The 13,117-nt window shown below is 60.1% G+C and carries 11 protein-coding genes and 2 pseudogenes; 6 read left to right on the plus strand and 7 right to left on the minus strand.

The genetic code is table 11. The features are described 5' to 3' along the window. Positions 1 to 25: 25 nt before the first annotated feature. The gene (locus TQ38_RS21535) at positions 26 to 1,168 is read right to left on the minus strand and encodes a tyrosine-type recombinase/integrase (RefSeq protein WP_370059834.1); all 1,143 of its coding nucleotides are present in this window, start codon (positions 1,166 to 1,168) and stop codon (positions 26 to 28) included. 187 nt (positions 1,169 to 1,355) lie between these two features. Between TQ38_RS21535 and TQ38_RS21540 the strand changes: the two genes are divergently transcribed. From TQ38_RS21540 to TQ38_RS21555, 5 genes and pseudogenes are all read left to right on the plus strand, one after another. Beyond that, positions 1,356 to 3,011 carry a Mu transposase C-terminal domain-containing protein gene (locus tag TQ38_RS21540; protein ID WP_043978613.1) on the plus strand — a complete coding sequence of 552 codons (1,656 nt, stop codon included), beginning with the start codon at positions 1,356 to 1,358 and terminating at the stop codon, positions 3,009 to 3,011. Further along, positions 3,008 to 3,931, plus strand: coding sequence for a TniB family NTP-binding protein (locus tag TQ38_RS21545; RefSeq protein WP_043978611.1), 924 nt, complete (start codon positions 3,008 to 3,010; stop codon positions 3,929 to 3,931). The genes TQ38_RS21540 and TQ38_RS21545 overlap by 4 nt, the downstream gene beginning before the upstream one ends. Beyond that, positions 3,928 to 4,350: pseudogene (locus TQ38_RS31525) on the plus strand (TniQ family protein); the annotation flags it as partial. The gene TQ38_RS21545 and the pseudogene TQ38_RS31525, both read left to right, overlap by 4 nt. Positions 4,351 to 4,542: 192 nt before the next feature. After that, a complete protein-coding gene (locus TQ38_RS31050; RefSeq protein WP_240198035.1) occupies positions 4,543 to 5,061 on the plus strand; it encodes a hypothetical protein in 519 nt (172 codons plus the stop codon). Positions 5,062 to 5,455: 394 nt separating this feature from the next. After that, complete coding sequence (locus TQ38_RS21555; protein ID WP_082057882.1) at positions 5,456 to 5,866, plus strand: integration host factor subunit alpha; 411 nt, start codon at positions 5,456 to 5,458, stop codon at positions 5,864 to 5,866. Between the two features lie 1,338 nt (positions 5,867 to 7,204). On the opposite strand, the gene TQ38_RS21570 is transcribed toward TQ38_RS21555, so the two are convergent. The 4 genes and pseudogenes from TQ38_RS21570 to TQ38_RS21585 all read right to left on the minus strand — a co-directional run bounded on the left by TQ38_RS21570 (position 7,205) and on the right by TQ38_RS21585 (position 10,430). Continuing rightward, complete coding sequence (locus tag TQ38_RS21570; protein ID WP_043978605.1) at positions 7,205 to 7,384, minus strand: hypothetical protein; 180 nt, start codon at positions 7,382 to 7,384, stop codon at positions 7,205 to 7,207. 19 nt (positions 7,385 to 7,403) lie between these two features. After that, the gene (locus TQ38_RS21575; protein ID WP_043978603.1) at positions 7,404 to 7,649 is read right to left on the minus strand and encodes a hypothetical protein; all 246 of its coding nucleotides are present in this window, start codon (positions 7,647 to 7,649) and stop codon (positions 7,404 to 7,406) included. A gap of 359 nt (positions 7,650 to 8,008) precedes the next feature. After that, positions 8,009 to 9,025, minus strand: coding sequence for an IS110 family transposase (locus TQ38_RS21580; RefSeq protein ID WP_043978601.1), 1,017 nt, complete (start codon positions 9,023 to 9,025; stop codon positions 8,009 to 8,011). A 128-nt stretch (positions 9,026 to 9,153) separates the two neighbouring features. Beyond that, positions 9,154 to 10,430 (minus strand): annotated as a pseudogene (locus TQ38_RS21585) (transposase). A gap of 421 nt (positions 10,431 to 10,851) precedes the next feature. On the opposite strand from TQ38_RS21585, the gene TQ38_RS21595 reads away from it, so the two are divergent. After that, on the plus strand, positions 10,852 to 11,193 hold the full coding sequence (locus TQ38_RS21595) for a hypothetical protein (RefSeq protein ID WP_043978594.1): 342 nt from the start codon (positions 10,852 to 10,854) through the stop codon (positions 11,191 to 11,193). 144 nt (positions 11,194 to 11,337) lie between these two features. Here the strand turns inward: TQ38_RS21595 and TQ38_RS21600 are convergent, their stop codons facing one another. Both TQ38_RS21600 and TQ38_RS21605 read right to left on the minus strand, forming a co-directional pair. Continuing rightward, positions 11,338 to 12,498: an IS30 family transposase gene (locus TQ38_RS21600; protein ID WP_113942023.1), complete on the minus strand. Its 1,161-nt coding sequence runs from the start codon at positions 12,496 to 12,498 to the stop codon at positions 11,338 to 11,340. A gap of 213 nt (positions 12,499 to 12,711) precedes the next feature. Beyond that, positions 12,712 to 13,089: a helix-turn-helix domain-containing protein gene (locus TQ38_RS21605; protein ID WP_370059835.1), complete on the minus strand. Its 378-nt coding sequence runs from the start codon at positions 13,087 to 13,089 to the stop codon at positions 12,712 to 12,714. Positions 13,090 to 13,117: the final 28 nt, after the last annotated feature.

Consider the following 13,117-nt stretch of genomic DNA (forward strand, 5'->3'; position numbering starts at 1 on the left):
CCGGCGAAAGAATGGCGCGGCTCCCTCAACCCAGTTTCTTCATGAGCCGCCCTGCTGCCCCATGCTCCGCCGCCAGGTTACGGTTGTACGAGAGCGGCATCCGCGGCGACTTCCACCGAAGCGCATCCATGATACCGGCCAGGTCTTCACCGCTAGCGAACAGGTCCTGGTTCAGCCCCACCCGGGTCGAATGTCCGCTGATCCGCTGCAGCAGGCTCTCCAGATCATCCTTCGTCAGGTCCGGAAGCGCGCCTTTTTCAAAGGCACGGCGGATGATCGCGCGCCAGATCGGCCCGATCGAGCCAGGATGGAGAGCGCCTTGGCCCACGGTGTATTCGGTGCGGGCCGGCACCGCGGGTTTGGGCAGCGTCTTGCGCAGGTCCCAGATTTCCCGGCCAGAGATCGTCGATAAGTCGCGTCCTGGCACCCGGGCCCGCGCTTTATACCGCCGGACGATCACCCGGCGGAACACGGGCCCCTCCTTGATCCCCGAAACTCCGACCCAGAGATCGACCGCACGCACGGTCCGTGGACTAAGGAATGCGGTGGTCCCCTCCCCTTCGCTGTCGCCCTTGCTACGCGCGATGGCCAGCAGCCGCGCGTCGGGATCCGTTGCCGGCATGATGTGCTCCAACGTAACCGCGACGAGTTCGCTCGCCCGCAAACCCGTGTCGTACGCAAGACTGAGCAGCGCACGGTCGCGCAGCCCCATGGGATCCGCGCCGCAGCTCTCGAGCAGCGCGCGCAGGTTCAGTCCGCGCGCTGGCTCGCGCTCGACATCGGAAACCGGCCCCTTGAAGCGCAGCGGCGCCGCCTGGCGCTGCGCCACGCCCTTGTCGCGCCGGATCGCCGCCAGGGTCAGCTTGACCAGCGGCGCGGTGGTCGGATCGACGAGCCCGAGCAGCTGGTGCAGCCGGGCGATCGAGGCCTTGTAGCGCGCGAGTGAGGCCGGCTTGGCCCCCTGCCCTGCGCGGCACTTGAGATAATCGGCCACATCCCCCGCGCTGGCTGGCAGCGTAATCCGGCGATGCTGGCGGCACCACAGATCGAACGCAGTCAGATCCGAGCGCAGTGCCAGCAGGGTATGGCGCGAGGCGGCGGCCTGGAAGGCTTCGAGGAGGGGCGCGTCGATCACCACCCGTTCGGCCGTGCGCAACGTGGTCACCAGCGGGAGCAGTGCCTGGCGGTCACGGCTTGTCTTCTGTAGGTTTCAGAATAAGCCCGGACTGGAAAATGGCGCATTTCTTTCATTCATATTTCTAAATAACAGCGGACTCTCGCGGTCTGAAGCATTTTTTGATAGAATAACCGTGGACTGCGCTGAGCGAGTCTCCAGCGCTTTCGTGGGTAAGGTGATGGCCGATACAGGCACTACCCTGACGCGCGCCGATACCGGCGCATGGCGCATCGCTTGCGATCGCGAGCCGGTAATTCGTGCGCTCGTCGCGATGCCAACCCTCACCCGTTCTGCCCTCCTGTGCGCCTGCGCCGAACTCAGCCTGAGCAGGACGAGGGTCTTCGAACTTGTCGCACGATACCGAAAGGATCCCGTCACGACCTCGCTTCTGGATCAAGGACGCGGCTTTCCGAAAGGCGGATCCCGCCTGGATCCACAATTGGATCAGATCATCGATACGACGATCGAAAGCTTCTACCTGACCCGCCCGAAGCCGACGATGGCCCAACTGGTCCGGAGGGTCAAAGAAGTATGCCACGAAGGCAGCCTCAAACCGCCCGCCCGTGGGACGATCGCAGCACGCGTCGCTCTCGTAGAACAAAACCGACTGGTGAAGGCACGCGACGGTCGCAAAGCCGCCAGCGATCGTCACCGGCCTGTGGTGGGATCATACTTCGCCGACCACGCCTTGCAGGTGGTCCAGATGGATCACACTCCCGCCGATATCATCATAGTCGACGAGCATTTTCGGAGGCCGCTCTGCAGGCCAACTCTCACCCTGCAGATCGATCTTGCAACCCGCGTCATCCCTGGTTTCTACATCTCGCTCGAGAGCCCCTCGGCTACGTCGGTGGGCATGGCCATTCGCCATGCAGTCCTCGGAAAGACAGCCTGGCTTGAAGAGCGGGAGATCAGGCTCGAATACCCCGTCTATGGTATTCCCGATGCCCTCCATCTCGACAACGCTCGGGAGTTTCATTCCCATGCACTCGCGCGTGGATGCCAGCAGCATGGGATCGAACTGAAATATCGTCCCATCGCCACACCGCACTATGGGGGACACATTGAGCGCCTGATCGGCACGATGATTGGCGAAGTGCATCTGCTCCCGGGCACGACCTTCTCCAACGTGAAGGCAAAAGGCGATTATGACGCGGAGGGTCAGTCGTGCATGACCCTTAAGGAATTTGAGCTCTGGTTCACGCTTCAAGTCGGAATCTATCATGGTTCGGTTCATCGCGAACTGGGCGTTCCACCGCTGACGGCGTGGAACGACGCCAATACTACACGCGCGGTGCCGCTGCGGCTGCCGGCTGACGCGGACCGTTTCCTTCTCGATTTTCTGCCCTTCGAGATGCGCCGCATTCGGCGGGAAGGTGTCGAGCTGTTCCACGCTTTCTACTGGCACGGCGCCTTGGCGCCCCTCGCCGCGAACTGCGACAGAAAGCTCCCGATCAAATACAGCCCGCTCAATCTTTCGAGCGTCTACGTCGAGCTGCCAGATGGCGAGCATCTCACGGTACCCCTACGCGATCGGCGCCGTCCTCCAATCACCAAATTTGAGCATGACCTTGCCGTGAAGGCATTGCGCGAACGCGGACGCCTTGCAGTCGATGAAAACTCCTTGTTCGAAATGGTGCGCGAACAGCGGCGGATAATCGTCGAGGCCATCGACAGGACGAAATCCGCGCGCAGATCGGCACAGCGAATATCCTACGCCTTGGGGCAAGACCCGCCAGACTCAGAGATGCTCTCATTGCCAACGCCAATGGACGCGGCACCGCCCTGTGATACCGAACCTGTCGTGCCCTTCACGATCGAGGAGCGAACATGACCGACCTCTACGATCACCTGTTTCCCGCTTACCGGGTTACGGCATCGATGCCGGACGATGAACGGATCGACTGGCTGCGGCGAGACCGCTGGATGGCGCTGCCGCAAGCCGGAGAAGCGCTCAGACGGCTAGAGGATGTTTTGACCTATCCCCAACGCGGCCGGATGCCGTGCCTCCTGCTGTTCGGTACCACCGGCATGGGCAAGAGCGAGATCGTGAATAGGTTCGCCGAGCTGCACGCCTCGTCGTACGACCAGCGCGCCGGGCTCACGACAATGCCGGTGGTAGTCGTTCAGATGCCTCCGCAGCCAACCGAGGAGGAGTTCTACACCGAGCTGCTGTTGGCGATGAACCTCACAGAGTTCGAGCATATGTCCCTGCGATCGCTCCGCTCGCTTTCGCGTCGAATGCTCGCTGAACTTGGGGTGAGGGTTCTCGTGCTCGACGAGATCGACAAGATGCTGGCCGGGTCGCCGCGGCAGCAGCGCATCTTCCTTAATACGATCCGCTTCCTGACAAACGATTTGAAGATACCAATCGTATGCGCCGGCACCGAGGACGCGCGGATTGCGGTCTTGACCGATCCTAACCTTGCTGATCGTTTTGCGGCATTCGAACTGGTCCCGTGGCGCAACGATCAGGCATTCCGACAGCTCATGGCCAGCTTTTCCGGACTGCTTCCGCTGCGCCTGCCCTCGCAGCTCGATGCAAATGACGTGCGTCAACGCGTTCTCAACCTGAGCCAGGGCGTAACGGGTCGGATTTTCCGCCTAATGGAAGCCCTCGCCATCGCCGCGATCCGTAACCAGCGGGAGATGATCGACGCAAGCAGCTTCGACGACGAGGCGCTGTTGCTTCCCCTCGTATCGATGCAGGTGATCGCCAATACCAACCGGACTTTGCGTCGGCGCGTCGCGTGATCCCGCCCCCGACGCCATTTCCCGATGAACTGCTGACTTCCTGGCTTGCCCGACAGAACTGCCGTGTCCGCGGTCGAGCTTTTAAGGACCCGCGGGTCGTTCTCGATCGCAAAGGCCGCTGGCGTCTCCCGGACATTCATCCGCCAGCTGCCTGGTTGAAAGCGGTGTCACTAGAGTTCGGCGTACCTCGCTCCAGCCTCGCAGAGATCACCATAGCGCGCCGCCATCCGGGCATGCCGCTTGATTTCCTCGCGTGGGACCCGCCGCCATTCCAGACTGAGCATGAGACGCTTCGCCCCATTCCAAGACTGCACGTGAGCTGGTGTACGCGGTGTCTGGCCGAAGATTATGCCGCTGGCCAGCCAGCCTATCTGCGCCGGCACTGGGTACTGGCGGCATCCGGCTTTTGCCACAAACACAAATGGCCGCTCCAGAACCGATGTACTGGGTGCGGCTGCTTTCGCTGGAGGCTCTCAGCTGCCGCGAGCGGCCCGTTGCGCATGATCTGCCGGGGCTGCTGGCGACCGCTTGAGAGGGCGGCTTCCGAGACACTTTCCGCTGATCAAAACGCCATGAACTGCTGGGATCACGTCATCGAGTTGGAGGTTGCAGTGGCGACCGCCCTGCGTGGCAGAACACCAGACCAACTCCGTTTCAACTTCACCTCGGCAGAGCAACTGCTCAACGAAGTGCGCGACGTCTGCCAGTTGCTCGTCGGCCATCATCGTTCCTGGGCACGGACCGCCATCCCCCTGAACAGCTACGTCTGTCCGGCCATGACCCCCGGATCGGATCCGCCCGAATTTCACTCGAGTGACAAGTTGCACCCGATGGCGATCGCCAGCATGGCCATGCGTCGCTCTATGCTCTCCGCGGTCAAAGGCATTCTCGACCCTCGCATCGAGACTGGGAGAGTTCTGTTTGGCGAGCATAAGCCGCCGGCAATTGAGACGTTTGTCGCCTCGGTGGACGAAGACGCGCTCCAACAAAATATCGAAGCGATGAAACGCTGGTCACCTGCTTTTGTCGACCGCGTTGTCGTCGCTCGACGCGGAAGGCGACGTAACGCCCGGATCGCTGATCTTGAGAGCCGAATAGCAAGGATCGGATCGTCGCTCGCGCGTGTTTAACCAGAGCCTGTGACGACCCTTCTTGTTGCGGGTTTTGAGCGCGCGCGGCGGAGTCCGGATTATTCTGAAAAGAGTCCGGGGTTATTCTGACACTCCGACGGGCTGCGACGTGGAAGGCCCACGAGTCCGGCCATATTCCGAAACCGACAGTATTCCCCCTGTTGCAGCGAATCAGTCGCGTGCCCGTCTGCGATAAGCGGAATTGTTTACCGGGAAATAACCGGTCAACCGATGCTTGCCATTTTTTAATCGGGGCGGGAGGAAGCGCCACATCATATTGTAAGATACGCGAACAACGAGGGTGGAATACGCCCAATATGAGCACTGGACTTAGGTAAACTCCTTACCCCACAGTCGTCACGTTGCCCGGCTTGAAGCACCTCGTAATTGTCTCATGTTGTGGCACCGTACATTTGCGGTATCGTACCATCAAAGGGGATTCGGAGTGCGGAGGCGAAGGGTAATCGGGGTTCAAAGGCAAAGCGGTGCTTTAAGCCGGGTAGAATTAGGGGCGGCCATCTATCGGGAAACTGAGATGACGCGTGTTCAGGCTGCGAGTATAGTCGATGCCATTCTTAATCGAATAGCCATTGCTCTCGCGAGAGGCGAAGTCGTTAAGTTTCCTCACTTCGGAACGTTTGTGCTCATGGACAAAGTTGCTCGCCCTGGCCGCAATCCTAAAACTGGCGATCCGTACGAGATTGCGCCACGACGGGTGGTGACTTTTCGCGCGAGCGACAGTCTTAAGAGCCGCGTACAGCCGGTGCTGCCTGGGCTTCGGGCTGAGAAACATCATGCTAATTAGGAAGGTGCTTGTTGACCGCCGGTAGTCCGCCGTCCCCTACTGTGCTTATCTCACCGACCCGTGCCGCGATGTAACCGAGCGATGATGTCGTTTCGCACAGTCGCCGTACTGGGCAACGAGGCGCGTCTTCCAGACCATCCGCGCGGCGGGAAGGCCCCACCGATTTCACCGCATAGGTCTCTTGGCAGCATCGGCCCATCGTCTCATGGCACCGCTCGTCATTGGGATGGTGTATCTTTGGGGCGGAGGACAGCCGTTCCCCAGAGGTGAGCGGGCGCGCCGAGGGAGGGTGCGCCCGCTTACCGAGCCGGCAAGTGGCGAACTTCCGCATCATGCGCCCGTATCGCGTCGACCTTGGCGGCACTGGCGGTGAGACACCGCCACTTGTCTGGGCTATTGAGGCCATCCATCCCCTGCGCGGCAAGGGCGCGGCACACGATCGCGGCGGCGCTACCTCAAGACTAAACCAACCCCGTAATAAGGGGTGAAACCCCTTCGAGATACCACTTCATGGCGATGATGGAAGAGGCGCCCGCAGTGGCATTCAAAGCAAAGCGTCGGCCACTGGGCCGCGCCTGCCGATCGTACGCGCTTAACTCGAACAGAGCTGCGATTGTCAGGAAAACCGCGATCTGCCATCGCGTCTCAACGTACTGGAACATCCACCGGCCAGATGCGCCCGCAATGACGAATGCAAGCGCCGTCCCTAGATTTCGTGCCAACTACTTCTCCGCTAGTCCCCGCGCGGCCACTGACCGATGATGGCGGTTTGCGCAGCCTCTATGCTGCGAAACCAGACCCATCTGCCACAGCAGACGCGCGTGTTGCCTCACATAAATATGTTACCGCTCGCCTCATCAGGGACGCTACCTGTTCTCGCTGAATAGTGCCGCTTGCGGACTTCGTGCTGCGCGGAGCCTTTGGCGTAGCGCAGCACGAAGCCCGCAAGCCGATATCTGCTGCCTCGCTGACTCCTCCGGTTAGTTCGGATGCGCATAAGGCGGTACGTGTACGCGGATACCCGCGGCAGTGACAGGGCCGGATAGGTCACTGATGAGCCGATTAACTGCGTCTTGGCGCCAGGCCCTCACACGTCGCTGTAACGTGTTGAGCTGTCGCAGGGAGTAACGCTCTCTGATCGCATTGGCCAACTCTACCCGCCCGGCATGCGTCATTGGCGATTTCATAGCGCACCCCTTCCTTACCGGGGCACTTGGCATTCGGCTTCGTGCGCCCGCGGTAGCATTCTACGCGAGGCAACGACTTTCGGTTAGTCACTTCGATAGTAAGGCAATGCGACACTCGGCAGTCTTGCGCTTGTCACCGCGCCAGCTGGGCTCAGCCACGGGAGGCGGTCTCAACCAACTCCTTGGTGGCGTCCTCGGGCGCGAACACCAACGCCCACAGGATTTCCTTAGCGTCGGAGGACATGCGGTGCCCGTGAGAGTCGAGCCGGCCTCGCAGCGACTTCCCCTTGGCCAGTTCGATATAAGCGGCGGTTGCCTGGGCGATCACCATAGCCTTAACCACAGTCAGGTTACGGTTTCAGCGTCACGGTGGCCGTGCCGTGCATGTCGACCTTCACGATCTCTTCGCGCTCGCGATCTACGACAACCTCACCGTGCACGTCCACCCCGTGCTTCGCCACGACACCGGCCTCGATGTCGTAGGCGACAACTTGATCCAGCACCGCGCCATCAAGCGATATGATAGGGCGACGGCCAAGCTCGGGATCGAAGTCGCCGTCGCCGACAGCGTACCGCGGCGGGATAAGATCGACCATGCCAGTTCCTTTCGCATGGATCGAGCGGCCACCTGGGTTTGAGACCGCATCTTCAGATTGGAAGACCACTGCTCCTAGGGCGTAATTGCTTCTGTGGTTGCCGCCCGTGATGCAAGAGGGTTTTGACGCTCTTGTGCTAGTGATCGAGTGCGGTCTTCTGTAAGGCCTTTGATTGCGGCATTTCAGAAGCCGCTGGCCGGTATGGTGATCCGCGGACCAAGTCCAAAACTCACGGGAGAGCTCGAGGCTCGGAGCAATTAGCTGGTTTTCCTGATCCAGATCTGTTCGATCATTTTGCCCATTCGGGTCGTCGCCTTCTTACACTCCCATTTATCCGCGCGGCGTGAGCTGCCGTAGTATCATGCAGCTACCGCCAGCGTCGGATTCCGAAAATCTTCGTTGCTGGTCAGCATGGCCCAGATTTGCCTGGCCATCTTGTTGGCCAAAGCGATCGCCACGAGCATCCTGGGCTTGCGCATCAGCATGCCTGCGAGCCATGAACCGTCCGGGATTGATTTACGCCCCATCCAGTTCAGGCGCGACATCGCACCAATAATCAGCATTTGACGAATGTCGGCCTGGCCTGCCTTCGTAATACGCCCAAGCCGCTCCTTGCCCCCCGAGGAGAACTGACGTGGAACCAGGCCGAGCCAGGCTGCGAAATCACGTCCGTTGCGGAAGCTTTCCATCGGTGGCGCGAAGGCTTGGACAGCCATGGCAGTCAACGGCCCAACTCCGGGCACTGTCTGCAGACGACGAGATGTCTCCTGCGTGGCGGCCAGTTCCTTAATCTTTGTTGTCCGGGCTGCAATGCGCGTTGTCTGTTCAGCGATCTGATCAAGCATCTCAAGACATTCCTCACGCATCGAAAGAGGCAAGTCACTGCTTTTCTCTTCCAAGATCTCGCGGATGCGCCCAATATTCTGAATGCCCAGTGGCACGATGTGGCCATATTCATATAGACAAGCTCGAAGAGCGTTGACTATTTCTGTGCGCTGCCGAACCAGTCTTTGCCGTGACCGATACAAAATGGCGGTGCTCTGCTGAGATGCCGACTTAGGTTCAACAAAGCGCATCTCAGGTCGCTGGGCCGCGATCACGATACCTTCCGCATCGGCTTCATCGTTCTTCTGACGTTTGATGAACGGTTTCACATAGTGCGGCGCGATCAGTCTGACCTCGTGACCAAGTCGGATCATTTCTCGGGCCCAATGATGCGCGCTGCCACAGGCCTCCATCACGACCACCGCCGGGGGCTGATCGGCCATGAACTTGGGGAAGTTCTGTCGCGACAGCTTTTTGCGAAACTTCGGCTGCCCCGTCATCGACGCGCCATGCACCTGGAAAACAGTCTTTGCCAGGTCTACACCAATCATTGTATCTATCGTCACGGTTGCCGTCCTTTCCGCTCAGTGGCCTCAACACCACTATTTTGGCACATCGCGATGCCGTCTGGGAGGGCGGCAACCACCCCATCTCACGTGGTCGGCAATTGGTGCGCTGATCAGGCGACCACGAACCTGCCATCGACGAGTTCGCGGATGGCGACGAGGGCCGATTTGCCGCTGAGACGAGCGGTTCCGGTGACGGATCGATATCCGGCGTGGATCTGGGCGCCCCAGTCGGACCGGAAGCCGTTGGTGACCTTGCGGAACACGACCGAGGGGCGGATCTCGCGCTCTGATATGTTGTTCGTCGCAGGGACGTCGCGGTTGGTGAGGAAGACGAAGAACTTGCCCCGCCAGGCCTTGATTTGTTTGAGCAGAACACGTCCCGCCGGGTGCGCGACAGGCATCTGTACCAGGCGGGTCAGCAGATTGTCGGCCTTCGCGGCGTAGGCGGCCAGCGTCGTGTCCTTCAGGCTGCTTCGTCGCTTGCCGATCCGGATCGCCCAGCGCAGGTGGTCGGGGATTTTGGGGGCGAAGGCGGTATCCCCGCAGTCGATGGCATACTGAACATCGCGCAGGACATGCGCGAGGCAGACCTGATGCTCTTTGCCCAGGTCCTGCTGTCCGGCATCTTGTGCAGGACCGCGTCTTTTGAGAGGAACACCCATTGCCAATGGGCAATGCCGTTGGTGCGCGTGGACGTCTCATCGGACGCGATGATCCTTGCCGTCAGCAACTTGTCGGTGATCGCCTTCGTGGCTGCTGTCATTCCGGCCTGCATGCGCCTGAAGGCGTTGGCGATTGCCCCTTGGGAGATCGTGAGGCCAAACAGCTCCACAGCAATGCGCGACAGTCGCTCGAAGCTGACATGGTGGCTGTGATGCAGATAGGCCAGCAGCGAGCGGATGCCGGGGCCAAACGGCGTGCCCGGCTCCATGCCCACCGGCGCCTCGGCACGGTAGCGACGGCCACATCCCCCGCAACGCGCACCGAACAATTCGATGCGGGTCACAATCGGGCGGATCGGCGGCAAGTCAATATAATCGTAGCGGTGACGGCAATGCTGGGTTTGCGAGGAAACATCGGTCCCGCAATGGCAGCAGCTTGCCGCCATGACGCGTTCGGTTTTGTCCGGCGTCTCGGCCAGTGGGCGGTGCTTGCCTTCGCGCGGCGGGCGCTTGCCAGTCCTGGGCTTACCGCCTTTGCCGCCGCGCTTGCCGAAGTCGTCCTTCGAAGGCGGAATATGCGAATTCTTCGAGGTCTTGCGCGGCTTGCCGACCAGGGATTCCAACTCGGAAATCCGCGCTGCCATCCGCTCGATCATCTCGTGCTGGGCAAGCAGCAGCTCGTTCTTCTCGGCCTCGGTCAGAACATGAAGCGGCGGTGGTGGCATCCGTAGGGTGAAACAGCCAATCGACCCCCGCGCAAGACTTTTCTGCCAACCTCGTGAGCAATTACCCTAGGGCTCCCGATCACGGGAATAAAGCGCCGTAACCTTAGAAACGTGGTAGTATGCTCAATTACAAAGAAGTGTTCTTTCAGCCGAAATTAGCTTTTTTCTCCGCCTTGAGGAGATAACCCATGGACCTCAATAAGTTGCTATACGAGCAGCAGCTTGCCTTGATCAAAGCGAGTCGCTCATCGTCTGGGGCACTTCGCGATGCACATTCGAAGGTTGCATTGCATTATGCTACCCGAGTGAGAGAATTTCGCAGGCGTACCGAAGTGCAGCAGTACGACGATCACCATAATGACCTTCGCGAAACGCCCGCCCTCCCGGAGCTGCCATCCGACATCGTTTAAAGGATATGGAAATGCTTGCCCTTATAGACCCGCGGAAGAATGCAACCTCCGAAGAGCGTTCTGTGCTGGCACTTGAAATGATCGCAGACCAACTTCTGCTGATCCGCGACCATTTCGCCATGACGACCGGTCAGCTAGAGCGCCGGGTAGTCGATGGGCCACCGGCGTTCACGTCCAACTTATACGGAGTAGAAAGCTGGGAGAATGAAGGCGGCCATGTCGCAGCCGGACCAGGAAAATTTGATGTTCCAGGAATGACCAAGCAGTCAGTCGATGTGTATTCCGTTGGCCCTTATAGCTACACTGATTTCGCGTCAGCGCTCTCGGAGCTGAGACGGCAGCGCACTCACTAGCTGTTTGGGCGTAGATCTGTAATTGCGGTACATAGGCAATGTAATCCCTTGAGGGTTTTTTCCGCCCTGATTTAGGACGTCGCGGAACCAAAATCCGCTGCCCGATACCCCGCCTTTGTTCATCGCCTGCAGGTAGGGGTGGGTTCAACGGGTGGCGGCAACACATGCCTGAAAGCGCTCGGCGGGGGTTTGGTAATCGAGCGTTTTGCGGGGGCGTTCGTTGAGCTGCCGTGCCACGGCGCTCAGCTTGGCCTGGCTATATAGCGACAGATCGGTTCCCTTGGGGAAATATTGGCGCAGCAGGCGGTTGGTGTTTTCATTGGTACCGCGTTGCCAGGGCGATTGCGGATCGCAGAAATAGACCTCGACGTCGCTGGCCAGCGTCAGGCGCCGGTGATCGGCAAGCTCCTTGCCCCGATCCCAGGTGAGCGACCTGTAGAGCTCGCGCGGCAGCTTTTGCGTCTGCTTGATCAGCCCCGATACGACGCTTCGCGTGTCCTTGTTGGCGACCTTGACCAACATGACGTAGCGCGACTGCCGCTCGACCAGCGTGGCGATATAGCTGTTCTTCGTGCCGCCGATCAGGTCGCCTTCCCAATGCCCGGGAATGGCGCGATCCTCGATGCAGGCAGGCCTTTCGCTGATCGAGACCATATCCCTGATCTGTCCGAGACCATGGCGCTTGAGGCTGGCATGGCGGGAACGGCGGACCGTGCGCCGCGCGCGCAGATGCTCCAGCAGCTCCTTCTTCAGAACGCCACGTGCCTGTATATAAAGGCTTCTGTAGATCGTCTCATGTGACACCTGCCTGTGCAGCTCCCCTGGAAACGCACGCCTGAGCCACCCCGAAATCTGTTCCGGAGACCATTTGCGGCGCAGCTTGGCAGATACTGCGCGGCACAAGGCGGGTTCACAAGCCAGCTTGCATATCTTGGGCCGCAGCCCTCGATCCCAGGCCGCCTGATCCGACGCCGTAGCGCGGTATCGTCCCGGCCCGCCATTGCGTTTGATCTCGCGGCTGATGGTCGAGGGCGCCCGCCCCAGACCCCGCGCTATCGCACGCAGCGGATCACCCGCGCTCAGTCCCCGGGATATCTCTTCGCGTTCCGCAAAGCTCAAGGCCTGCCTGCCACGCTTGCGTTCAGGAGGCCGGATACCTCCGCTCGGCGAGATCACCGAAAACACCGATGAGGACTCCCGATCGAACCTGCGACCGATCGAACTCATGGACTCGCCCCGCTGCCAACGGTCCGATATCTCCGCCCGCTGCGCAGACGAATAATAAATCCTGCGACGATATACCATGGTTCACACTCCATCTTCCTTCAAAGATTAAAGTGTTGCTGCCACCCGTTGAACCCACCGGACAAATCCGGCATTCGCGATTATACGGGGAGCGGCAGGTTTCGGCGATGCCGGACGTTCATCCTGCCAAGCCGCTCTCAACTTACCGGTCAGGTTGATTGGATGCATCGTTACCCGGTGGAACACTACTCATCATCGTGTTTGGCCCCGTCATTATCCACCAGCAACATCGGTGTGTGGGAAATCCGCATTCCAACCTGGTGTTGCCGAAGGATTTCCTATCGCTCGCCTGATCTCGCGAGCGTCGCGTGCCGGGGGCGCCCCAAATTGCCGAAGATACTCCCTGCTGAATTGGGAAGCGCTTTCGTAGCCTACGGCGAATGCAACATCGGACGCGCTGTGATCGCCAGACAGCAAAAGTTGCCGCGCCTCCTGCAGCCGGAGTTGCTTGTGATACTGGAGCGGGCTGAGACCGGTCATTGCCAGAAAATGGCGATGCAGGCTTGCGCGGCTCATACCGCTTACATCGCACAGGTCTTCTATTCGCAGCTGTGTGTTCTGATTGTCCCTGATCCAGCCTGGCGCAAGGATCGGACCCGCACTGCTAAGAGCTTCCGGC

The sequence above is a fragment of the Novosphingobium sp. P6W genome (genome assembly GCF_000876675.2).
Classification (GTDB): Bacteria; Pseudomonadota; Alphaproteobacteria; order Sphingomonadales; family Sphingomonadaceae; genus Novosphingobium.